Raw genomic sequence first — 21,641 nt, 5'->3', positions numbered from 1 at the left:
TAGGGGGCCAGGATGCTGAACATCATTCTTCTTGGACCTCCCGGCGCGGGCAAGGGAACACAGGCGCAACGGCTTCAGGCCGATCGCGGCATGATCCAGCTCTCGACCGGCGACATGCTCCGCGCGGCGGTTAGAAGCGGATCGCCCATCGGCCTGAAGGCCAAGGCGATCATGGAAGCCGGCGAGCTTGTCAGCGACGCAATCGTAAGCGCGCTCATCGGTGAGCGGCTCGACGACATGGGGCAGGCGGGCGCGATCTTCGACGGCTATCCCCGCACGCGAGCACAGGCTGAGGCGCTCGACCTCCTTCTCGCCGAACGCGGCCGCTGCCTCGACTACGTCATCGAGCTTTGCGTGGACGAAGATGCGCTGGTTGAGAGGATCACTGGCCGCTTCACCTGCGCCAAGTGCGGTGCCGGTTATCACGATGTCTTCAAGCGTCCCAAGGTCGACGGCGTCTGCGACCTCTGCGGATCGACCGAGTTCGTCCGCCGTCCGGACGACAACGAGCAGACGGTGCGCACGCGGCTTGCCGAATATCGTGCGAAGACTGCTCCGATCCTGCCCTATTACGAAGAACGCGGCCTGGTGCGCCGTGTCGACGGCATGGGCTCGGTCGACGACGTCGCCGCCGAAATCGACGCCATCCTCGACAGCTAGGTCGATTTCGGGGCATCCTCCCTTTCGGCAGGGGAGGCGTGCATGAAGTGGATCGTCATCGCAGCAGGTCTTGCGTTCGCGCCGGCAGCCGCACAGGCCGAAATCGTCAGCTCCGGTCCGAACGGATTCCACGTCCGCCAGACGATGCAGCTCGTCGTGCCGCAGGAGGTCGCATTCGCCGCCTTCGGGCGCGTCGGTAGCTGGTGGAACAAGGATCATACCTACAGCGGCTATTCAGCGAACCTGAGCCTCTCGCTCAGTCCTGGCGGATGCTTCTGCGAGCGCCTGCCGAATGGCGGCGGCATCGAACATATGCGGGTCACGTATGCGGATCCCGGCAAGCGAGCCGTCCTGACCGGCTCGCTCGGCCCCTTGCTGTACGACGCGACGGTCGGATCGATGGACCTGAAATTCGAAAAGATCGCGGGCGGGACGCGCGTTACGATGGATTATCGCGTCGCTGGCTTCGCGAACGGGGGAGCCGAGAAGCTGGCGCCGGCGGTGGATGGCGTCCTTGCCGACCAGTTCAAGCGCTACCGAGAATATTCGCGCAACCAGCGCCCGGAGCGCTAGGCGCGCTCCAGCGTGATGAAATTGAAGGCAGGAGTATCGCCCTCGGCGGGATGAGCCTCCCGCGCGACTTCGCGCCATTCGCCGGCGGTGCGTGGGTCCACCATGAAGGTGTCGCCGGCGATCTCGCCTTGGACTTCTGTCAACTCCAACCTGTCGGCATGGGGCAAGAACATGTCAAAGATCTCGGCGCCGCCGATGATCGAGACCGGCTCGTCGCCAGCCATGCCGAGCGCTTCCTCAACGGAGTGAGCCACCTCAGCACCTGGAGCTGACCAGTTGCGGTCGCGCGTGAGGACGATGTGCCTCCGCCCGGGCAGGATACGGGGAAGGCTGTCGAACGTGCGCCGCCCCATGATCATTGCGCTGCCCATGGTCAGTGCCTTGAATCGCTTGAGGTCGGCGGAGATTCGCCACGGCAAATCCCCGTCGCGACCGATCGCGCCATTCGTCGCTCGGGCAACAACGAGGGTGACGATCTGTCGGTTCATGCTGCCTTGGATGCAGCCGTCATTACATAGGTCCGGCGCCCTTCGGCGAAGGCCTCAAACTTGGCGCTGCCCTCGATGGCGGCATAATTTTCAAGCTGCCGCTTGAGGAAGACGCGTCCGAACAAGGGGGCGTGACGCCGGATGACCTCCCGGCGGCGCGGGCTGTCGAGACGGCATGCCTCGGCCACATTGCCGGTGATGTCGCGGAACTCGGCCTGGAAGCCCGCCGACGCGAGGTCCTGCTCCATCGCCTCGCGGCGCCCCTGCTTCACTGTGTCGGCATAAAGCAGGATTCCGTCTGGCTTCAGAACGCGGGCCGCCTCCCGGAAGAAGCGGGGCCGGTCGCCATAGTCGTTCGACGCTTCGACATTTAGTACGACGTCGAAGCTGGCATCTGGAAACGGCAGGTCGAGCGCGCTTCCCTGGACAAAGTGCAGCCGTTCGCTCTCTCCATAGCGATCCCGGCAGAAGTCGACCGCGCTATGCGCCACGTCGAGGCCGGTCGCCTCGATCTCTGGCGCTTGCGACAGCAAGGCGGTGAGCCCGCCGCCACGTCCGCAGCTGACCTCGAGCAGCTTCATGCCGGGCCTAACGTCGCGCTCCTCCCGCAACCGCTGGAGAAGCTGGAGGTACATCTGATGCTGGAAGCGCTGCGGATGGTCGCCCTCGGCGGGAGCAAAGCCGTAATTGTTGGTGGTCGTTTCGCCCCAGTCGATCGAATAGAATCGGTTCCAGAGGGCAGGGCGCTTTGAATGATCGTCCCGGGCCCTCCGAAGGCTGCGCTGGAACAGCTTGCCGCTTATCAGGCCCAATCCGGCGACAGCCGCGGCCGCGCCCATAACCTGCCATAAAATCATAGAAATTCGTCACTCCCCGAAGCGCAAGCAATGGAGCGGTTCGAGTGCGATGCCAAGCCACTGAATCCGCGCTAAGGCGGCGTACATGGCGAAAGTGCTGCAACAGGACGGCATCCATCTGCTGATCGAGGAGGTTCGCAGCCGCTTCGGACCGAAGGCGGCGATCACCGATCGAGCCGACGTGGAGCCGTGGCTGACCGATTGGCGCGGCAAGTATCATGGCGACTCGGCCGCAATCCTGTCTCCGGCATCGACGGAAGAAGTTGCGGGAATAGTGAAGCTCGCTGCGGAGCGCCGTGTGCCCCTCATTCCCCAAGGCGGTAATACGGGCATGGTCGGCGGAGCGACGCCGCCTTCGGATGGATCGGCGCTGATCCTTTCGCTCAGACGAATGAACCGCATCCGGTCCATCGATACCGGGTTGGCCGTTGCGGAGGCCGGTCTAATCCTTTCCAGCCTGCACGAACGAGCGTCCGAGACCGGGCAGCGCTTTCCGCTCACGCTCGGGGCGCGCGGGAGCTGCACGATCGGTGGCCTTGTCGCAACAAACGCCGGCGGAACGCAGGTTCTAAAGTTCGGAACGATGCGATCCTTGGTTCTCGGCTTGGAGGCGGTGCTCCCGGACGGATCGATTCACGATGGACTGTCCGGCCTCAAAAAGGACAATCGCGGCTACAATCTCGACCAGCTGCTTGCCGGGTCGGAAGGTACGCTGGGAATCGTTACCGCAGCGGCGCTCCGTCTTGTTCCGGCAATTGGATCGCGCGCAGTCGCGTGGGTTGGCCTGTCGAACGCGCAGGGGCGCTGGAGCTTCTTCAGTTCCTGCAATCGAAGACGGACCGCATCGAGGGATTCGAGATCGTGCCCGCCGACTGCCTGGAACTCGTGCTTAAGCACGTGCCTGGCACGCGCAGCCCCCTCGAGGGCAGCATTCGTGGAATGTGCTGATCGAGGCGACGGCTGACAGCGGCCAGGCTGATCCGGCAGATCGGGTCCAGGAGCTGCTTGGCGAGGCCCTGCAACGCGGCCTGATCGAAGATGCGACGCTCGCAACGTCCGAAGCACAGGCTGAGGCCTTCTGGCGCATCCGCGATTCCATTTCCGAGGCCGAGCGGGCGGACGGCCCGACGCTTGCCCACGACATTTCCGTTCCCATTGCCGACATGCCGCGATTCATGACTGTGACCGCGGCAGAGGTGGAGCAGGCCTTCCCGGGCACACAGGCCAGCGGGTTCGGCCATCTCGGCGACGGCAACGTCCACTTCCATGTGCGGGGTGACGCGGTGCGCGGGCACGAGTCCGAGATCTCGCACATGGTCTACGATCTCGTGACCCTCGCCGGCGGGTCGATCTCCGCCGAGCACGGCATCGGCCAGTTGAAGCTCGACGAGCTGGAGCGGCTTGGGCCGCCCGCCAAGCTCCATGCTCTTCGCGCGATCAAGCAGGCGCTCGATCCGCTAGGGCTTATGAATCCGGGGAAGCTGATCCGTCAGGCGCAGCGCACGTAGGCGAAGCTCTTCATCGGGCTGCTCTCGGTCCGCACCAGCTTGTTGCTCTGGATCTCCAGCGCCTCATACTTCTTCCAGGTCATCCCTTCGCCTGTGAAGGCGAAGTCGCCGCTGGCGGATGTTCCGGACGTCTTGAGCTCGCCGGCCGGCTTGGCGACCGACTCGTAGAACTTAAGACCGTCAGCCGACACGATTAGAAGTCCCTTTGCGTCGCCGCGCGTCGAAGAGCAATCGGCCGGGGTCATGCCCATCGGCCATGAAGCGATGCGGGGATTTTGCCGGGCGCCGCCTTTACGGGGAGGCCGATGCATCGTCGACACCGGCGTCCCGCTCGTTGGCCGGCGTAGAGTCGCTCTCGTCGGGTGGAAGGACGTCGATTTCCGCCTGCGAAGCTGAAGGATTGTCCGCATTGTCAGCCACCGGATCGCGGCTGCCGCTGCAGGCACCCATTGTCATGATCGACGCTATCGTGACGATCGGGAAGATAAAGCGGATCATGCCGCCTTAACGCCCCGAAGCGATTACGGTTTCCCCTTGTCCCGCGGCTGGACCTGCTTCGGACGCTCGTGGAGGACCCGCTCATCGAACAAGCGATTGGCGAGATCTATGTCGTTGCGCTCGTACCAGCGCGGCTTGGGAAGGCCTTTTTCCCATGCGGCGAGCTCGACCAAGGTCCCATTTGCGTAGGGAACGTTGGGCGCGAGCTTCGAGATAGGATCGGCATAGGCTTCGTCGGCAGTGATGATCGTCCAGCCGTCCTTGCGCAGCTCCTCGGCGAGGTCTGCGATGAACAGGGCAGCGATGTCCGTTTCATGCAGGACAATGACCTGAGCCGGCTGCCGGCCCCAGGTCTTGCGCGCCAGCTGGTCGGCAAAGTCGGCTGCTCCCACCATCGTCTCGACATAGAGGTCGCGAAGGGCGTCCCTGTCGATTGTCTTGCCCGCCTTCACTGCATCGGCGGTCCGGCTTTCGATATTCCAGTCGGATCCGTCGACCGTCGCATAGCCGTTGTGGAGTCCCCGCGCCTTCAGCGCCGCCCGCACCGCCGCGACCTTGGCCTTGTCGTCGCCACCCTCGTCGAGAAACGGGTAGCGGAACCAGGGACGGCGCCCCTCGCGGCCCTTGAGGAAGTCCTCGGCCTTATCGACGTCCGCCATATAGTCGGCTGCGCTAAGTGCATTGAGGTGCGGGTGGGTGAAGCTGTGGTCCGCGATGACGTGGCCAGCGGCGACATAAGCTTCGATCCGCTCCGCACCGCCAATGCCGTCGTCATGCCCGATCTGCCCGGGCACGAGATAGAAGGCAGCCTGCTTCACGCCGGCTTTGTGAAGTCCGGCGATCAGCCGGATCGTCCGCTCGTCGGGCGTGAAGAAGGCCCCGCGGCCGCGCGGAACATCGTCGAAGGTGAAGGCGACGCGCTTCTGGGCCTCTGCTCCCGACCAGCTGGTGATCAGGAGCAGGAGGAACAGCAAGACCCGCATCAGTTTAGGCGAAGGTCGGGATGTGGAAGGCAGCCTTGTCGCCAGCGCCATCAACGAAGCCGTCCGGCCAGCGCTGGGTGACGATCTTGTTCTTGGTCCAGAACTTCACGCCTTCCATACCGTATTGGTTGGTGTCGCCGAAGCCCGAGCGCTTCCACCCGCCGAAGCTGTGGTAGCTGACCGGCACCGGAATCGGCACGTTCACGCCGACCATTCCGACATTGACGCGCGCGGTGAATTCGCGGGCGGCGTGGCCGTTGCGGGTGAAGATGGCGACTCCGTTGCCATATTCATGCTCGGACGGAAGGCGGACGGCCTCCTCGAAGTCCTTTGCACGGACCATCTGCAGGACGGGCCCGAAAATCTCCTCCTTGTAGGTCCGCATCGTCGGCTTGACGTGATCGAAGAAGGTCGGGCCGATGAAGAAGCCTTTCTCGTGGCCCTGCAGCTTGAACCCGCGGCCGTCAACGACCAGCTTCGAACCTTCGTCGATCGCCATCTGGATGTAATCCTCGACCCGCTTCTTGTGCGCGGCGTTGACGACCGGGCCGTAGTGCGCCTCCGGATCGGTCGACACGCCCACGCGCAACTTTGCGATCGCCGGGATCAGCTTTTCGCGCAACGCATTGGCGGTCTCCTCGCCGACCGGGACGACAACCGGGAGCGCCATGCAACGCTCGCCCGCCGAGCCGAAGGCCGCGCCGGTGAGGTCGTTGACGACCTGGTCGAGGTCGGCGTCGGGCATGACGATGCCGTGGTTCTTGGCTCCGCCGAACGCCTGCACGCGCTTGTTGTTCGCGGTGCCGCGCGAATAGATGTACTGCGCGATGTCGGACGATCCGACGAAGCTGACCGCCTTGATGTCTGGATGGTCGAGGATGGCGTCGACCATTTCCTTGTCGCCATGGACGACGTTGAGGATGCCATCGGGCAGGCCCGCTTCCTTCATCAGCTCGGCAAGGCGGATCGGTACGGTTGGGTCGCGCTCGGACGGCTTCAGGATGAAGGCGTTGCCGCAGGCGATCGCCATCCCGAACATCCACATCGGAATCATCGCCGGGAAGTTGAACGGCGTAATGCCGGCGCCGATGCCGAGCGGCTGGCGCATCGAATAGACGTCGATGCCGGGGCCCGCGCCTATCGTATATTCGCCTTTGAGCGCCTGCGGGATGCCGCAAGCGAACTCGATCACCTCGAGCCCGCGCTGAACGTCGCCCTTGGCGTCGGCGATGACCTTGCCGTGTTCGGAGCTGAGCGCGTGGGCCAGCTCGTCCATGTGCGCTTCGACCAATTCCTTGAACTTGAACATGACGCGGGCGCGGCGCTGCGGATTGGTCGCGGCCCATGCTGGCTGCGCGGCCCTGGCGGCATCCATTGCGCGCTCAAGATCGGCGGCGGTGCCGAGCCGAACTTTCGCCTGCACCTGTCCTTGGTTGGGGTCGAAGACGTCGCCGCTGCGGTCGCCTGAAGAAAAGCTCTCGCCGCCGATGAAATGGTCGATCTCGCGCAACATGAAGAAGGTCCTTGAATCAGCTGTTCCGGGTTGCGGTTCCCCTAGACCCGCGGCCTCGCAAATGCCAGTTGCAGTGGCGGAGAGAGGAGACGTGGTGTGCGTAGACTTGGACTGCTTCCCTGCCTTGCCTTGATCGCCGCCGCGCCGGCGTCGCCCGATGCGAAGCTGAAGGAGATCATCGCTCCCGTCAGCGGCGCGCAGATGAAGCGGACGGTCGAGAAGCTGGTGAGCTTCGGAACGCGTCACACGCTCTCTTCGCAGACCGATCCGAAGCGCGGAATCGGCGCTGCGCTCGACTGGACGCAAGGCCAGTTCAAGAGCTTCGGCCTGCCGACCGAGCGGCCGTGCGACACCTTCACCGGAACGCGCATCCCGACGCCGACGCGTATCTGCGACATGATTGCCGTCCAGCGCGGTACGGAGCGGCCGAACGACGTGGTCATCATCACGGGTCACATCGACAGCCGCGTGACCGATCCGATGAACGCCAAGGATGATGCGCCAGGCGCGAACGACGACGGGTCAGGCACCGCCGCGGTCATCGAGGCGGCGCGCGTGCTCTCGAAGCACAAGTTCCCCGGCACCATCGTCTATGCGGCGCTCTCGGGTGAGGAGCAGGGACTCTACGGCGGCAAGGTGCTCGCGGCCTATTCGAAGGCGCAGGGCTGGAACGTCGTCGCCAACCTCAACAACGACATCATCGGCAACAGCTGCGGCTCGGACGGCGTGTGCAACGACAAGGTCGTGCGCGTCTTCTCCGAAGGCCCGCGATGGCAGGGGCATGAGCAGCTCGCAAAGGACCTCCGTAGCCTCGGCGGCGAGAATGACGCGCCGCCGCGCAACATCTCGCGCTATCTCGACAGCCTCGCTGACCGGCTGAACATCGGCCTCGACGTGATGCAGGTCTGGCGCAACGACCGCTTTGGCCGTGGCGGCGACCACACCGAGTTCCTCAACGCGGGCTATCCGGCGGTGCGACTCTCGGTCGCGGTCGAGAATTACAACTGGCAGCACCAGGACCTTCGGACCGAAAACGGCATCAAGTACGGCGACACGATCGAGAACATGGACTTCCCCTATCTGGAGAAGATCGCGAAGCTGAACGTTGCCGCGCTTGCTGCCCTCGCGAACGCTCCGCCGCCGCCTGAGCCGAAGGTGGAGGGAGCCGTAAGCACGGATACTTCAATTAGTTTCCAGCCTGTCCCAGCGGCATATTTCATGATTCGCTGGCGGCGCACCGACAGCAATCAGTGGGAGCATTCGCAAAAGCACGTTGGCCCAGAAACCATCGTCACACACTGCAGGCCGACGCCGGAGTGCCAAGCGGCGTTCGAAAAGCAAGAGCAGCGAGTGGCCCTTCCTCATGTTCGCGTCGATGACTGGGTGTTCGGTGTCTCGTCAGTCAGCAAGGATGGCTTCGAAAGCCCAGTCGCTTCCGCCGTCCCGGGCGGAGCGTTCAGGCCGTATGTCGCCCTTCCGCCGGAACCCGTGAAATAGCACCGCTTCCTCCCTATATTGCGTGGGAGAAAGGAAGGCTTATGGCCGGCGGATGGACGCGCGATGGCGCGGTTCAGGACCAGATCGACGACACCGTGAAGGACGCGATCCTTCGCGCCCGCGCGCTCACGCCCCAAGGCGAGAGCGCGGAGGAATGCGACGATTGCGGAGAGCCTATCCCGAAGCGGCGTCGCGAGGCGCTTCCAGGCGTGCGCACCTGCGTCGCCTGCCAATCCGAACGCGACAAGGCGATCGTCCACTCGACCATCAATCGGCGGGGCAGCAAGGATAGCCAGCTGCGCTAGGCGCGTTTAGGGCCTGACCATGGTTCGCAAACGTTCGGCCGGGCTCCCCACCCGCAAGCAGATCCTCGATTTCATCGCGACTTCCGACCAGCCGGCGGGCAAGCGCGAGATCGCGCGGGCGTTCGGCCTGTCGGGGCAGGACAAGATCCTGCTCAAGGCCCTCCTCAAGGACATGGCGGACGAGGGCTTGATCGACAGTGCCCCGGTCGCGCCTTCCACAAGTCGGGCGGGGTGCCGAAAGTCACTGTTCTGCGGGTCGTAGAGGCCGACGACAGCGGCAACATCTTCGCGGTGCCAGAGCAGTGGCACGCGGACGGACCACCACCGCGTCTTCGCGTCCTTGAGCGCGGCCGGCGCGGAGCGCTCGGCATCGGCGACCGCATCCTCGCTCGGACCGAGGAGCGTGGACAGGGCTATGCCGCCCACCCGATGAAAAAGCTGATGCGCTCGGCCGAGCTGGTGCTCGGCGTCGTGCGCAAGGAAGGCGAACGTTTCTGGCTTACTCCCGTCGAGAAGAAAGAGCGGCGCGAGCTGGCGATTGCCGATTTGAAGGACGCCGAGCCGGGCGACCTCGTTCTGTGCGAAGTCTCGGGACGGCCCCCCGCGTGACCGCCCGCGTCGACGCCGTGCTCGGGGACCCGTTCGCACCGCGCAGCTTCAGCCTCATCGCCATCCACAAGCACGGCCTGCGCCACGAATTCCGGCAGGAGGCGATCGACGAGGCCCATCGCGTGTCGCAGCAGAAGCTCGGCGAGCGAGAGGACCTCACGCACCTTCCGATCGTCGCCATCGATCCCGCCGACGCGCGCGACCATGACGATGCCATCTGGGCCGCGCCGGACGATGACGATGACAACAAGGGCGGCTGGAAGGCGATCGTCGCAATTGCCGATGTCAGCTTCTACGTGCGCCCAGGCTCCGAGCTCGACCGTGAAGCGAGGGCGCGAGGGAACAGCGTCTACTTTCCCGACCGCGTCGTACCGATGCTTCCGGAAGAATTGTCCGCCGACATATGCTCCTTGAAGGAAGGGCAGGTGCGGGCGGCGATGGCCTGCCACATGAAGATCGCAAAGGACGGCTCGCTCAAGAGCTGGCGATTTACGCGGGCAAAGATTTGCATCGCCGCAAACATTGCCTACGAAGATGCACAGGCCGCGATCGACGCTGCGGGAGAGGCGAGGGGCGACGTATCCTCGCCGACTTGCTCGATGCCGGACGTCGAAGGGGCGGTCCCTGCCGAACTAGTTCGAACCGCTCTCCAGCCGCTCTGGGGCGCATGGCGTGCGCTCCTCGCAGCCCGCAACAAGCGAGAACCGCTCGAGCTCGATATCCCCGAGCGCCGCGTGATGCTCGACGAGAAGGGCCGCATCGCCTCCATCGCCCCGCGCGACCGGCTCGAGGCGCACCGCCTGGTCGAGGACTTCATGATCGCCGCCAACGTCGCGGCCGCCCGCGCGCTGGAGGCGAAGAGGGCTCCGGTCATGTACCGCGTCCACGAAGCGCCAGGCCGCGAGAAGCTGGTGGCGCTGAAGGACTATCTCGCCACCTTCGATCTGGAGTTCGCGCTAGGTCAGGTGATCAAACCGGCAACCTTCAACCGCATCATCGAGCGGCTCGGCGACGCCAGCGGCCGCGCTGAAATCATGGAGCAATTGCTCCGCACGCAGATGCAGGCGCGTTACGGGCCGGAGCGGCTTGGTCACTTCGGCCTCGCGCTGGCGACTTACGCGCACTTTACCTCGCCGATCCGCCGCTATGCCGACCTTCTGGTTCACCGTGCCCTCGTAAGTGCATACAGGCTCGGCGAAGGGGGCCTTCCGCCAGAAGACGCCGAGCATTTCGAGCGCACTGGCGAGCAAATCTCGATGCTCGAACGCCGCGCGATGGAGGCCGAGCGCGAGACGATCGATCGCTACGTCGCCGCTTTCCTCGCCGACCAAGTCGGCCAGCTGGTCGAATGCCGAATCACGGGCGTGCAGCCGTTCGGCTTTTTCGCGACGGTCGAAGATCTTGGCGGAGATGGCCTCGTCCTCGCCCAGACTCTGGGCCAGGAATATTTCCGCTACGACGAGGCCGCGCGCCAACTCATCGGCGACGAAACAGGCGAAATCTATCGCGTCGGCCAGCGCCTGACGCTCAGGCTCGCCGAAGCCAACCCAGTATCCGGCTCGCTTCGCTTCGAGCTGCCGGAAGGGAGCTACGGCGGCCCGCGCACGAGGCCGGAACGCCGCGATCGCGTGCGCGGCCGGCGTGGGAGACCGTTAAACATCCGTCACGATTCCCGCCGCCGCTAAATCTCGCTATGGGCCGCCAAAAAAGGGGCATTGAATATGGCGAAGCTGTTGCGTTGGACGGGGTACGTCGTTGGCGTTCTGTTGCTGCTGATCGTCCTCGCCGCAGCTTATGTCTGGATCGCGTCCGCACAGAAATTGAATGCTCGGGTCGAGCCCAGGCCCGAGCGGCTGATTCCGATGGAGCAGGCGAGCCTCGAGGAGGGCCAGCACCTTCTCGTCACTCGCGCATGTGCCGAGTGCCACGGTCCCGACCTGCGCGGAACCAAGTTCCTGGACGTTCCGAACGTAGCGACTCTCTACGCGCCGAACCTGACCCTCGTTGCAAAGCAGGCAAGCGACCAGCAGCTTGCGCAGGCCATTCGCCAAGGCATCGGCTACCAGGGCGAATCCCTCCTTGTGATGCCCTCCGAAAGCTATGCGAACCTCACGGACGCCGAGGTTGCCGCGCTGATCAAGGCGATCCGCGCCACCCCGACCGGCGGTCAGCGGACCCCGCCGCGCAGCGTCGGACCGCTCGGCCGGATCGGGCTTGCCGCAGGCCAGTTCAAAATGGCGCCACAGGTGGTCGAGGATTATGCGGCAGCGCAGGCTGCCGATTTTGGCCCCAAGTTCGCCGCAGGCCGGCACATTGCCGTGACGGTATGCAGCGGCTGCCATGGGTCCACACTCTCGGGCAAGGAGGCGGAGCCCGGAACGATCGCGCCCGACCTGACCATGGCGGGGAGCTACGATCTGCCGGCATTCAAGAAGTTGATGCATACCGGACTGCCGCCGTCCGGCCGCGAGCTGAAGATGATGACCGGCGTGTCGCGGAAGGCCTTCAGCCACTTCACCGACGAGGAGATTGCGGCACTGCACGCCTACCTCGTCGAACGCGCGCGGCGAGCACCCTGACGAGGCAGTCGCAACCTTTGCCTCGCCTCGTCATTGGAACGGACAAAGGAGCACGAGCCATGGCTTACAAGATCGCGATCCTCGTCGGCAGCCTTCGGAAGGACAGTCTCAACCGAAAGGTCGCACGGTCGATTTGCGCGCTTCGCAACGACAATCTCGATTGCTCGATGATCGAGATCGGCGATCTGCCCCTCTACAACCAGGACCTGGACGAAAGCCCTCCTGAGCAATGGTTGCGCTTCCGCGAGCAGGTGGGCGCGGCCGACGGTGTGCTGTTCGTCTCTCCGGAATATAATCGCGGCATCCCCGGCGGTCTCAAGAACGCGATCGATATCGGTTCACGGCCCTACGGTAAGAGCGTGTTCGACAAGAAGCCCGCGGCGATCGTCACCGTGTCGCCAGGGTCGATTGGCGGCTTCGGCTCGAATCACCAGATCCGTCAGGCCGCGGTCTTCCTGAACATGCCGGTCATGCAACAGCCGGAAGCTTATCTGGGCCACGTCAACGATGACAGTTTCGACGCTGACGGCTGCCTGAAGGAGGGATCACTGAAGGACCTTGTCAGTGTCCTGGCCCACGCCTTCTCCGGCTGGGTCGAGATGATCCATCGCTCGCGGGCTCTGCTGGCGGAGGATTCAGCCCATGCCGCGCAGGCAAAGAAGGACGAGCCGGCGTTGATGAAGTCCTGACGGGGTCCTTCCATGCACAACGAAAAAGGGCGGCTCAGCGAGCCGCCCTTTTCCTCGACAGATTGAACCTGGTTTACGCGGCTTGCGCGAGTACCGGAGCGCGACGGCGACGCATCGCAAAACCGACTGCGCCGAAGCCGAGGAGCATCATCGCCCACGTAGCCGGCTCTGGAACGGCACGGATGTCGATGTGGCCGCCCATCTGGCCGTCAACGCCCGTGGTGCCCATGATCGTCAACGTATACTGGCCGGCGAGGAGGCCAACTGTCGGCGTCGTCCAGCGCTCGAAAGTCGGATCGTTGAACTGGATTGCCAGATTGATCGGGCCGCTAGGACCGGTCAGGATCGCGCTGGTGAAGCTCACCGAAGCGAACGTGGTCACCAGGCTGAGGACATATTCGCCGGGATCCGTGTTCGTGAACGTGAGCGTTTCCGTGAACGGATCCGTCATGCCGCTGTCTTGATAGTTGATCCGGAGAATGTCGCCGACAACGTCCGGTCCGCTCGTGTTCATCGTCGATGAATCGATCGTTACGGTCGCGCTTGCGGCCGATCCAATTGCCAGCGCAGCCGCGCCAACCATTCCCAATATCAGTTTGCGCATTCGACACCTCCAATGGGGGGCGCGCCCCTTTAACGACTCGCCGTCCGAGTCGCGCGAGCTGGATTATTAACCCAGATTGTGACGTTTATGGTAACGCTTTTTTAACCGCAGTCTGTCCCATTTCGAAACAGGACTGAACAATCGTCAGGTCACCGTCTGCTTCCGCCGGAAATCCGTCCGATCCCACTCGCGGGTTGCAAGGATCTCTGAAAGCGAGGCCGCCGCCAGCCACGCGTCTTCAAAACCGTTGTAGAGCGGTGCGAAGCCGAACCGCATCAGGTCCGGCGGGCGGAAGTCGCCGGTGATCCCGCGGGCAATCAGCGCCTGCATCACGGCATAGCCTTGCGGGTGTGCGAAGCAGACATGGCTGCCGCGAGCCTTGGGGTCCCGCGGCTGGCCAGCGCGAGCTCGTCACCGCAGCCTTGTTCGACCGCGTCGATGAAGAAGGCCGTGATTGCCTCGGCCTTCGCCTCGATGGCGGCCATGCTCACGCCTTCGAACGCGGATAGTCCGCCTTCCAGGGCGGCGAGAGCTAGGATGGAGGGCGTACCCGTTAGGAAGCGGTTGATTCCGGATGCGGGGCTGTAGGACGAGGCAAAGTCGAACGGACTGGCGTGGCCCATCCAGCCGGAGAGCGGGGATTGAAGGCTGTCCTGTAATTGCTCGGCGACGAACAGGAATGCCGGGGCGCCCGGGCCGCCATTGAGATATTTATAGCCGCAGCCCACCGCGAGATCGCAGCCGCTGCCGTTGAGGTCGAGCTGGGTCGCTCCGGCGCTGTGCGACAGGTCCCAGAGTGTCAGCGCGCCCGCGGCGTGCGCCGCCGCATTCAGCGCTTCCATGTCGTGGCGAGCGCCGCTTCGATAGTCGACGTGTGTCAGGAAGAGGGCTGCCGTGTTCTCGTCCAGGGCGCCTGCGAGTTCGGCGGCCGGAATGACTTTGAGCTCGAGCCCAGGGCGCAGCCTGATTAGTCCTTCCGCCGCATAGACATCGGTTGGGAAATTCCCCTGCTCGGTCAGGATTGTCGATCGGCCGGGCCGGGCAGCGACTGCGGCGCCGAGAAGCTTGAAAAGGCAGACCGTGGTCGAATCGGCGATCAGGAGCTCGGCCGGCTCTGCGCCCACGATCGGAGCGAGCCTGGCGGCGACGCGTTGCGGCCATTCGATCCAGCCGTGCTTGTTCCAGCTGGTGATGAGGTCTTCGCCCCATTGCCGCTCGATGACGTCGAACAGGTGCGGAGACGTCGCCTTTGGCAATGCACCCAGCGAATTGCCGTCTAGGTAAATGGCGCCGTCGGGCAAGACGAAACGCTCTCGCGCCTCGCGCAGCGGATCGGAAGCGTCCAGATTTCGTGCCTGATCGAGGGTCACCGTGCTCGCAATCGATCAACCGCCTTGAAACTGCAATCCCGTGGGCGCATGCCGCCACGTCACTAACGCAGGTTAGGAGGTCGCCATGGCACACAAGTTTGTGATCAAACAGTCGTCGAACGGCCAGTACATCGCCAGCTTCGAATATAATGGCGAGAAGGTCTTTTGGACCGAAACCTACAAGTCAAAGGCGTCGGCGCAGAACGCGATCGACTCCATCAAGAAGAACGGCCCGATGGCGGAGGTCCACGACGCCACCTGACGCGGTTCGCTAGAGCTTCGGCAGGGTGACCCCGCGCTGGCCCATATATTTACCGGCGCGGTCGGCGTAGCTCACCTCGCACGGCTCGTTGCCAGCCAAGAACAGGAACTGGCACGCGCCTTCATTGGCGTAAACCTTCGCCGGGAGCGGCGTGGTATTGGAGAATTCCAGCGTCACATGGCCTTCCCAGCCGGGCTCCAGCGGCGTGACGTTCACGATGATTCCGCAACGCGCATAAGTCGACTTTCCCAGGCAGATGACGAGCACGTCGCGCGGTACGCGGAAATACTCAACGGTGCGCGCGAGAGCGAAGCTGTTGGGCGGGATGATGCACACTTCGGTCTTGCGATCGACAAAGCTGTTCGAAGCGAAATCCTTCGGGTCGACCGTCGCCGAATCCACGTTGGTGAAGATCTTGAACTCGTCGGCGACGCGCGCGTCGTAGCCGTATGAGCTGAGGCCGTAGCTGATGCACCCCTCGCGGCGCTGCGCCTCGACGAACGGCTCGATCATTCCGTTGGACTGGGCCTGCTCGCGAATCCAGCGATCTGAGAGAATGGACATGGATGAGTGGCCTAACGGCCACCATTTCCGCCATCAATCAGCCGCTTCTTTTTTCTGTGGATGCGGCCCGTTCGCAAAAATCGCTGCCTTGCCCGACCCGGCTGTCCAATCCGCTCACAAACTATCCACAGCCGTGAACCGCTGTGCTACTTTCGTTCTCGTTGGAGGGTGGCCGAACTAGGGCCAATGAGAAGCCATGGCCGAAGTAATTCGTATCTCCGAGTCCGCCGCGCCGGCGGCAACCGCAGCACTGCCGCAGAACGTCGAAGCAGAGGCGGCCCTTCTGGGCGCGCTGATGATCGATAACCGGCTGGTCGAGGATGTGCAGCTTCGGCTCAAGGCGCATCACTTCTTCGAGCCACTGCACGGCCGGATCTACGACGCTATCCTGAAGCTGACTGATCGCAACATGGTCGCGAACCCGGTCACGCTTCGGCCGAGCTTCGAAGCCGACGAATCGATGAAGGAGCTTGGCGGGCCCGCCTATCTGGCGACGCTGACCGGCTCGGGAGCCGCCATCATCGGCGCGAAGGATTTCGCCTCGCAGGTCTACGATCTGGCCCTGCTTCGGGCGCTCATCGGTGTCGGGCGCGATTTGGTGGAGGGCGCGCTCGACACCAGTGAGGACGTGGCTCCGCTCGAGCAGATCGAGCGGGCGGAGACCGAGCTCTACAAGGTTGCCGAGGAGGGCGGGGCCGAGGGCAAGGCCAAGAGCTTCGGGGATGCGACCAAGCTTGCCGTGCAGATGGCGGAGAAGGCGCTCAACAGCGGAGGCCATCTATCCGGCATCACCACCGGTCTTGAGGGTATCAACTCAAAGGTCGGCGGATTGCATAAGTCCGACTTGGTCATCCTCGCCGGCCGCCCGGGCATGGGCAAAACCTCGCTTGCGACCAACATCGCATTCGCGGCGGCGCAGCGATTTTCGCGGGATATCGAGGACGGGATCGAGCCTGCTAAATCGGCGGGCGCCCCGGTCGCGTTCTTCAGCCTGGAGATGTCGGCGGACCAGCTGGCGACGCGCATCCTTGCCGAGGAATCGGGCATCAGCTCCGAGAATCTTCGCATGGGTAAGATCAGCCAGCAGGAATTCCGCCAGCTCGCCCGCGCGGCTGCCGAACTGGAGAGCCTGCCGCTCTACATCGACGACACTCCGGGCCTGACGATCGCCGCGCTGCGAACCCGCGCTCGGCGGCTGAAGCGCCAGAAGGGGATCGGCTGCGTCGTTGTCGATTACCTTCAGTTGCTGCAGGGCACCGGCCGCAGCGGCAACGACAATCGCGTGCAGGAAATCTCGGAGATCAGCCGCGGCCTGAAGCAGCTCGCCAAGGAGCTCGAACTGCCTGTGCTTGCGCTGTCGCAGCTCAGTCGTGCCGTGGAACAGCGCGAAGACAAGCGCCCGCAGCTTTCGGACCTTCGTGAATCGGGCTCGATCGAGCAGGACGCCGACATGGTCTGGTTCGTGTACCGCGGGGATTACTATCTCGCGGCGAAGAAGCCTGACGATGACCATCCGGACTTCGCAGCGTGGCATGAGGAGATGAACCGGATTTACGGCCGCGCCGACCTTATCGTTGCCAAGCAGCGTCACGGCGCCACCGGCACGGTTCGCATGAAGTTCGACAGCCGCATCACCAAGTTCAGCGACGCCGTCGACGATGCCTATCTGCCGGAGATGCGCAGCTAGAGCCTACGGCCCGACGTCGCCGCCTTCCTGCTTCACCTTCGCGCGTGGCGGCCTGCGGACATAGCCGAGCGCATAAGCGACATCGTCGTCCCACCCGTAGGTGTCGTCGGCTATCCGAATCTGACCATCGTCGAAGAACGCCGTACGGTACATCAGACGCACCGGCACTTCCTTGTTGAGCTTCACGAAGCCTTCCTCGTCCGGCCTCATAAGCGCCTCCTGGAAGGGGATCAGGATACCGTCGTCGTGGGCGAGCAACAAAGCGAACCCGAGTGCGTCCTGCACCCGCACGCAGCCATGGCTCCGGTGCCGTTCGGGCATTCCGAACAAGGCCTTGGCGGGCGTGTCGTGCAGGTAGATCGCATTGTCGTTGCGCATGTCGAACTTGACGTCGCCGAGCGAATTCTTCGGGCCAGGCAGCTGGACGAGCCGACCGTCGCGCCACTCCATGCCCTGTTCGGCGAGATAGGCGGGGCTCTTCTTGCTGAGCTCATCCTCGAGGATCGACTTTGGGACCCGCCAGTAGGGTGGGCGACGAGCTGGAAGATCGGCGACCCGAGCTCCGGGGTCTCCCAGTCCGGCTGGCCGACGACCACGTTGCGGCGGTCGCGGAGCGCTCCGTCCCGCCAATATTCAAGTGTCGCAGCGGCGGTGTTCACGTCGATGCGCGTGCCCGGCGGGTTGCGGTCGAGCCACCGCAGCCGCTCGAGGTTGACGGCGATCTGGCGGGCGCGGTCACCCGGACCCCGGTTCAGGATGGCGACCGTGTCGTCGCCGACGATTCCGTCGGGCTTCAGGCCATATTCGGCCTGCAGGCGTTTGACCGCCGTGGCCATTGCCGGCGAGTAACGCTGGCTCGCGCTCGGCTCGCCGTCGAGGTAGCCGTTCGCGACTAGCGCCTTGGAGAGGGCGGGGATGCGCCGGTCGCTGGCGCCGGGCTTGATCGCCTTCCCTCAGGAACCGAGCCTTTGACGTCGTTTAGGCGGGCATAGCGAAGGAAGGCTTGGGAGAGCGCGCGATACTCGTCAGTTTGCGGCGGCAGCGACGCGTACCACTCCGCCAGCTTGTCCTCTTGCAGCGCTTTCGCCAGGCCGCCTGCGACATCCGCCTTGGGGCGCGAGACAGTGTAGGGTCTCGGAAGTGCCTTCGGATCCGAGTAACCCCGGGCGAGCGCCGACGCATAGGCCAGCGCCGCCTTGGTCAGGGCAAGCTCGCGACTCTGCTTGTCTTCCGGGGGCGCGCCTTTCAGGAACAACTCGCGCTTCAGGCCGTGCGATGCCGCGCCGTCGAGAACTTGCTGGAGCTGCTTTTCAGCCTTCCCGTCCCATGCCGCCTGCCACTGTCGCGCTTCATAGAAGGCGCGAACGTCGGCGCTTGCGTCCTTTCCGAGCGATCCTGCATCGACTTGCTTGGGATCGCGGTCGAACGGATTTCCGCAGCTGGTTAAAGGAAGGGCGAACAGGGCAAGTGCGACGGCCTTGCCAATGCCGATATGAACTCTCACGTCGGCTAGAACGCTACGGCTGTGAAAAGAGTTCAGTCTTCCTGGAGATTCGGGTCGCGAAGTCCTTCGCCGATCGCGGCGCGGAGCGTCTCGCTCTCGCTGCTCGTCACGGGGTAGGCGCAATAATCCGCCGCGTAGAAGGCGCTCGGCCGGTGGTTGCCCGACATTCCGACGCCTCCAAAGGGCGCGGTCGATGGCGCGCCGTTGGTGGGCTTGTTCCAGTTGATCACGCCCGCGCGCACGTTCGCCCAGAACTTGTCGTACTGCTGAGGGCTTCCGCCGAGGAGGCTGGCGGCGAGGCCGAAACGCGTGTTGTTCGCCTCTTCGATCGCCTCGTCGAAGTTCTTCACGCGGATGAGCTGAAGGACCGGGCCGAACATCTCTTCGTCCGGGCGGTCCCGGGCTTCGGTGACGTCGATCAGCGCAGGAGTCAGGAAGGGGCGGTCTTCGATCGGCCGCTCGAGGCGGCGGATCGGGCGTCCGCCCTTCATCATCAGAGCGACCCACTGCTCTTGCAGGCCATCCGCGGCAGAATTGTCGATGACGGGGCCCATGAACGGCTGCGGCTCGCTGAAGGGGTCGCCAACGATCATTCGGTCCATCAGCTTCGTGATCTTCTCGATCAGCTTCTCTTCCTTGCCGTCCTCGACGATGAGCCGGCGGGCCGCCGTGCAGCGCTGGCCGGCGGAAAGGAATGCGGACTGGACGATGACCGATGCCGCGGCGTCCAGGTCCTTCACGTTCCACGCGACGATCGGATTGTTACCGCCAAGCTCGAGCGCGAGGATCTTGCTCGGCGTGTCGGCGAACTGCTTGTGCAGCGCGCTGCCGGCACGGCCCGAGCCTGTGAACAGCAGGCCGTCGATCCCGGGCTGCGAGGCTAGCGCCTTGCCTTCCTCGGGTCCGCCGATCAGCAGCCGGATCGCGCCTTCGGGCACGCCCGCTTCGCGATAGCAATCGACCAGGAAGGCACCGCTCGCGGGCGTCTTTTCCGAAGGTTTGAAGACGACCGCATTGCCGGCGATCAAGGCCGGGACGATGTGGCCGTTCGGAAGATGAGCCGGGAAGTTGAAGGGGCCAAGCACCGCCAGAACGCCGTGCGGCTTGTGGCGGATCGCGACCTTGCTGCCGAGCGCCGCCTCCAGCTTCTTTTGCGGAGTCCGGTCGGCATAGGCGGCGATCGAGATCTCGACCTTGTTGATGACCGCCCCGACTTCGGTCTTGGTCTCCCACAGCGGCTTGCCGGTCTCACGCGAGATCAGCCCGCGAAATTGCTGGTCTGCGTACGCATGACATTGGCGAAGCGGCGCAGGGTCTCGATGCGATAAGCGACGGAATGGGCCGCCCATTCGGGCCATGCGGCGCGCGCGGCAGCGACTTCGGCGGCAGCGTCGCCAACCTCGCCCGACCACAGTTCTGCGCCGGTCGACGGTTCCGTCGACACCAGTTTTTCGACCATTAACCGCGCCTCACCATGTTGCGGTTCAACGGTCAAGCGGGTGGCCCCGACTCGGCCATGGCGTCGCCCATCCGACGGATGGCTTCGACCTTGGTTTCGAACGGCTTCCAGTCGTCATTCTCCGCGATCGCGGACCAAATGGATTCGACCTCGTCGATGTGCATCGAGCAGGGTTCAGCGTCGGACCAATAGGGATGGGTGACTGGCCGCTGTCGTCCTTCGAGTGCCTTCGCGAGCGCTCGGAACGCTTCCGACCCGTATCGCTCTCCGCCGGGATCCCGGCCGCCGCGCCAATCGAAGAAGACACGGTCGATTTTCTCTTCCCGGGATTGAAACGCTTTCAGCAATACTGCCGCGAGGTCTCGATCGGCCTGGCGATCAATGCTGTCCAGGCCAAGGCGCAGCAGGAGGGCCGCAACCAGTTCGTCCTCGAAGCGGCCGGACCAGCTGGAGAGCATGTCCGATAAAGGCGGCGCTTCGGTGACTAGCGACATGCACCCTGCGAGTTGCGCCAGGTTCCAATGGATCGCTTCGGGCTGGCGACCGAAGGAATAGAGTCCGTAATGGTCAAAATAGGCGGCAGTGAAGTCGGGGTCCCACTCCGGTGTGAAACGCCATGGCCCGTAATCGAAGCTCTCGCCGGAGACGTTGATATTGTCGCTGTTGAGCACGCCGTGGACGAAGCCGGCGGCCATGTAGCTCGCCGCGAGTCTGGCCGTCGCGCTCGCCACCAAGTCGAACAGCCGGAGCGCATTCTCTCCGGAGTTCTCGACCGGTTGTTCGGCATAGAGTTGCTCGAGACAGTAAAGGACCAAGGCGTTGATGTTCTCGACCTCGCCGAAGAAGGCCAGCCGCTGGAACGTGCCGATGCGGATATGGCCGTGGCTGAGCCTGGTCAGGACCGACGAGCGGGTAGGCGAGGGCTCGTCGCCACGAACCAACTCCTCGCCCGTTTCGAACAAGGCGAAGGTCTTCGAGGTGTTCACGCCGAGCGCTTCCAGCATCTCGGTCGCCAGAACCTCGCGGACACCGCCCTTGAGCGTAAGCCGCCCGTCGGCGGTCCGGCTGTAGGGCGTCTGGCCCGATCCCTTGGTGCCGAGATCGAGCAGCCGGCTGCGATCGTCCCGCAGCTGCGCAAAGGTGAACCCTCGGCCGTCGCCGATCTCCGGATTGTAAACGCGGAACTGGTGGCCGTGGTAACGAAGCGCGAGCGGCTGGTTCAGGTTCTCCGGCAACGGCTCGAACCGCCAGAAATGCGCCGCCCATTGCTCGTCGGTCAGCTCCAGCCCGAGTCGATCCGCCCATCGGCGATTGAGGAAACGCGGGATGCACCTGGGAAAGCGTGCCGGCTCAACCGCATCATAATAGGCGTCGCCAAGCCCGAGTATCCCGGGTTCCGGACGGTAGGATTGCGCAGTCGGCACAAGCTGGC

General features: G+C 64.1%; 18 protein-coding genes and 6 pseudogenes. 10 read left to right on the top strand and 14 right to left on the bottom strand.

What is annotated here, in order from left to right; translation table 11 throughout:
* The first annotated feature begins 15 nt into the window (after nucleotides 1-15).
* The gene (locus H9L14_RS09810; RefSeq protein ID WP_187709945.1) at nucleotides 16-660 is read left to right on the top strand and encodes an adenylate kinase; all 645 of its coding nucleotides are present in this window, start codon (nucleotides 16-18) and stop codon (nucleotides 658-660) included.
* Nucleotides 661-702: 42 nt separating this feature from the next.
* A complete protein-coding gene (locus tag H9L14_RS09805) occupies nucleotides 703-1,233 on the top strand; it encodes an SRPBCC family protein (protein WP_187707952.1) in 531 nt (176 codons plus the stop codon).
* On the opposite strand, the gene H9L14_RS09800 is transcribed toward H9L14_RS09805, so the two are convergent.
* On the bottom strand, nucleotides 1,230-1,721 hold the full coding sequence (locus H9L14_RS09800; protein ID WP_187707951.1) for a dihydrofolate reductase: 492 nt from the start codon (nucleotides 1,719-1,721) through the stop codon (nucleotides 1,230-1,232). The genes H9L14_RS09805 and H9L14_RS09800 overlap by 4 nt on opposite strands.
* The gene (locus H9L14_RS09795) at nucleotides 1,718-2,560 is read right to left on the bottom strand and encodes a class I SAM-dependent methyltransferase (RefSeq protein ID WP_187707950.1); all 843 of its coding nucleotides are present in this window, start codon (nucleotides 2,558-2,560) and stop codon (nucleotides 1,718-1,720) included. Before H9L14_RS09795 ends, H9L14_RS09800 begins: the two co-directional genes overlap by 4 nt.
* A 103-nt stretch (nucleotides 2,561-2,663) precedes the next feature.
* Between H9L14_RS09795 and H9L14_RS09790 the strand changes: the two are divergent.
* Nucleotides 2,664-4,086, top strand: a pseudogene (locus tag H9L14_RS09790) (FAD-binding oxidoreductase).
* Here H9L14_RS09790 and H9L14_RS09785 read toward each other — a convergent pair.
* The 4 genes from H9L14_RS09785 to H9L14_RS09770 are packed head-to-tail and all read right to left on the bottom strand — an operon-like array spanning nucleotide 4,068 to nucleotide 7,077.
* Nucleotides 4,068-4,331, bottom strand: coding sequence for a hypothetical protein (locus H9L14_RS09785; protein WP_187707949.1), 264 nt, complete (start codon nucleotides 4,329-4,331; stop codon nucleotides 4,068-4,070). The pseudogene H9L14_RS09790 and the gene H9L14_RS09785 sit on opposite strands and share 19 nt — an antisense overlap.
* A 46-nt stretch (nucleotides 4,332-4,377) precedes the next feature.
* Nucleotides 4,378-4,584 carry a hypothetical protein gene (locus tag H9L14_RS09780; protein WP_187707948.1) on the bottom strand — a complete coding sequence of 69 codons (207 nt, stop codon included), beginning with the start codon at nucleotides 4,582-4,584 and terminating at the stop codon, nucleotides 4,378-4,380.
* A 23-nt stretch (nucleotides 4,585-4,607) separates the two neighbouring features.
* A complete protein-coding gene (locus H9L14_RS09775; protein WP_187707947.1) occupies nucleotides 4,608-5,567 on the bottom strand; it encodes a polysaccharide deacetylase family protein in 960 nt (319 codons plus the stop codon).
* Between the two features lie 4 nt (nucleotides 5,568-5,571).
* Nucleotides 5,572-7,077 (bottom strand): CoA-acylating methylmalonate-semialdehyde dehydrogenase, encoded by a 1,506-nt coding sequence (locus tag H9L14_RS09770; RefSeq protein ID WP_187709944.1) that lies wholly within the window; start codon nucleotides 7,075-7,077, stop codon nucleotides 5,572-5,574.
* A 99-nt stretch (nucleotides 7,078-7,176) separates the two neighbouring features.
* Between H9L14_RS09770 and H9L14_RS09765 the strand changes: the two genes are divergently transcribed.
* From H9L14_RS09765 to H9L14_RS09745, 5 genes and pseudogenes are all read left to right on the top strand, one after another.
* A complete protein-coding gene (locus H9L14_RS09765) occupies nucleotides 7,177-8,577 on the top strand; it encodes a M20/M25/M40 family metallo-hydrolase (protein ID WP_187707946.1) in 1,401 nt (466 codons plus the stop codon).
* A gap of 41 nt (nucleotides 8,578-8,618) precedes the next feature.
* Complete coding sequence (locus H9L14_RS09760; RefSeq protein ID WP_187707945.1) at nucleotides 8,619-8,882, top strand: DksA/TraR family C4-type zinc finger protein; 264 nt, start codon at nucleotides 8,619-8,621, stop codon at nucleotides 8,880-8,882.
* A 19-nt stretch (nucleotides 8,883-8,901) separates the two neighbouring features.
* Nucleotides 8,902-11,176, top strand: a pseudogene (locus H9L14_RS09755) (ribonuclease R family protein).
* 36 nt (nucleotides 11,177-11,212) lie between these two features.
* Nucleotides 11,213-12,070 carry a cytochrome c gene (locus H9L14_RS09750; protein WP_187707944.1) on the top strand — a complete coding sequence of 286 codons (858 nt, stop codon included), beginning with the start codon at nucleotides 11,213-11,215 and terminating at the stop codon, nucleotides 12,068-12,070.
* A gap of 59 nt (nucleotides 12,071-12,129) precedes the next feature.
* The gene (locus H9L14_RS09745; RefSeq protein WP_187707943.1) at nucleotides 12,130-12,759 is read left to right on the top strand and encodes an NADPH-dependent FMN reductase; all 630 of its coding nucleotides are present in this window, start codon (nucleotides 12,130-12,132) and stop codon (nucleotides 12,757-12,759) included.
* A 73-nt stretch (nucleotides 12,760-12,832) separates the two neighbouring features.
* On the opposite strand, the pseudogene H9L14_RS09740 reads toward H9L14_RS09745, so the two are convergent.
* From H9L14_RS09740 to H9L14_RS09735, 3 genes and pseudogenes are all read right to left on the bottom strand, one after another.
* Nucleotides 12,833-13,327, bottom strand: a pseudogene (locus H9L14_RS09740) (FxDxF family PEP-CTERM protein); the annotation flags it as partial.
* 180 nt (nucleotides 13,328-13,507) lie between these two features.
* Nucleotides 13,508-13,705, bottom strand: a pseudogene (locus H9L14_RS17055) (kynureninase/PvdN C-terminal domain-containing protein); the annotation flags it as partial.
* A complete protein-coding gene (locus H9L14_RS09735) occupies nucleotides 13,693-14,487 on the bottom strand; it encodes an aminotransferase class V-fold PLP-dependent enzyme (protein ID WP_425506908.1) in 795 nt (264 codons plus the stop codon). The gene H9L14_RS09735 and the pseudogene H9L14_RS17055, both read right to left, overlap by 13 nt.
* 331 nt (nucleotides 14,488-14,818) lie before the next feature.
* Between H9L14_RS09735 and H9L14_RS09730 the strand changes: the two genes are divergently transcribed.
* On the top strand, nucleotides 14,819-14,995 hold the full coding sequence (locus tag H9L14_RS09730; RefSeq protein ID WP_187707941.1) for a YegP family protein: 177 nt from the start codon (nucleotides 14,819-14,821) through the stop codon (nucleotides 14,993-14,995).
* A 9-nt stretch (nucleotides 14,996-15,004) separates the two neighbouring features.
* Here H9L14_RS09730 and dcd read toward each other — a convergent pair whose 3' ends face one another.
* On the bottom strand, nucleotides 15,005-15,559 hold the full coding sequence (dcd, locus tag H9L14_RS09725) for a dCTP deaminase (protein ID WP_187707940.1): 555 nt from the start codon (nucleotides 15,557-15,559) through the stop codon (nucleotides 15,005-15,007).
* 196 nt (nucleotides 15,560-15,755) lie between these two features.
* Here dcd and H9L14_RS09720 point away from each other — a divergent pair, with 196 nt between their 5' ends.
* Complete coding sequence (locus tag H9L14_RS09720) at nucleotides 15,756-17,246, top strand: replicative DNA helicase (protein WP_187707939.1); 1,491 nt, start codon at nucleotides 15,756-15,758, stop codon at nucleotides 17,244-17,246.
* Between the two features lie 3 nt (nucleotides 17,247-17,249).
* Here the strand turns inward: H9L14_RS09720 and H9L14_RS09715 are convergent.
* From H9L14_RS09715 to H9L14_RS09695, 4 genes and pseudogenes are all read right to left on the bottom strand, one after another.
* Nucleotides 17,250-18,163: pseudogene (locus H9L14_RS09715) on the bottom strand (L,D-transpeptidase family protein).
* Nucleotides 18,139-18,750: a L,D-transpeptidase scaffold domain-containing protein gene (locus H9L14_RS09705; protein ID WP_187707937.1), complete on the bottom strand. Its 612-nt coding sequence runs from the start codon at nucleotides 18,748-18,750 to the stop codon at nucleotides 18,139-18,141. The pseudogene H9L14_RS09715 and the gene H9L14_RS09705 overlap by 25 nt, the downstream one beginning before the upstream one ends.
* Nucleotides 18,751-18,782: 32 nt before the next feature.
* Nucleotides 18,783-20,209, bottom strand: a pseudogene (astD, locus tag H9L14_RS09700) (succinylglutamate-semialdehyde dehydrogenase).
* Nucleotides 20,210-20,241: 32 nt separating this feature from the next.
* A complete protein-coding gene (locus tag H9L14_RS09695) occupies nucleotides 20,242-21,633 on the bottom strand; it encodes a protein adenylyltransferase SelO family protein (protein ID WP_187707936.1) in 1,392 nt (463 codons plus the stop codon).
* Nucleotides 21,634-21,641 lie beyond the last annotated feature (8 nt).

Origin of the sequence: Sphingomonas sediminicola (assembly GCF_014489515.1) — a bacterium.
Classification (GTDB): Bacteria; Pseudomonadota; Alphaproteobacteria; order Sphingomonadales; family Sphingomonadaceae; genus Sphingomicrobium; species Sphingomicrobium sediminicola.
This window is presented reverse-complemented; position numbering and strand designations above follow the sequence as displayed.

Coding starts and splice junctions, on each gene's coding strand:
- H9L14_RS09780 (WP_187707948.1), bottom strand. CDS start 4,584: ATGATCCGCTTTATCTTCCCGATCGTCACGATAGCGTCGATCATGACA.
- H9L14_RS09720 (WP_187707939.1), top strand. CDS start 15,756: ATGGCCGAAGTAATTCGTATCTCCGAGTCCGCCGCGCCGGCGGCAACC.
- H9L14_RS09805 (WP_187707952.1), top strand. CDS start 703: ATGAAGTGGATCGTCATCGCAGCAGGTCTTGCGTTCGCGCCGGCAGCC.
- H9L14_RS09730 (WP_187707941.1), top strand. CDS start 14,819: ATGGCACACAAGTTTGTGATCAAACAGTCGTCGAACGGCCAGTACATC.
- H9L14_RS09775 (WP_187707947.1), bottom strand. CDS start 5,567: ATGCGGGTCTTGCTGTTCCTCCTGCTCCTGATCACCAGCTGGTCGGGA.
- dcd (WP_187707940.1), bottom strand. CDS start 15,559: ATGTCCATTCTCTCAGATCGCTGGATTCGCGAGCAGGCCCAGTCCAAC.
- H9L14_RS09795 (WP_187707950.1), bottom strand. CDS start 2,560: ATGGGCGCGGCCGCGGCTGTCGCCGGATTGGGCCTGATAAGCGGCAAG.
- H9L14_RS09745 (WP_187707943.1), top strand. CDS start 12,130: ATGGCTTACAAGATCGCGATCCTCGTCGGCAGCCTTCGGAAGGACAGT.
- H9L14_RS09800 (WP_187707951.1), bottom strand. CDS start 1,721: ATGAACCGACAGATCGTCACCCTCGTTGTTGCCCGAGCGACGAATGGC.
- H9L14_RS09785 (WP_187707949.1), bottom strand. CDS start 4,331: ATGACCCCGGCCGATTGCTCTTCGACGCGCGGCGACGCAAAGGGACTT.
- H9L14_RS09750 (WP_187707944.1), top strand. CDS start 11,213: ATGGCGAAGCTGTTGCGTTGGACGGGGTACGTCGTTGGCGTTCTGTTG.
- H9L14_RS09760 (WP_187707945.1), top strand. CDS start 8,619: ATGGCCGGCGGATGGACGCGCGATGGCGCGGTTCAGGACCAGATCGAC.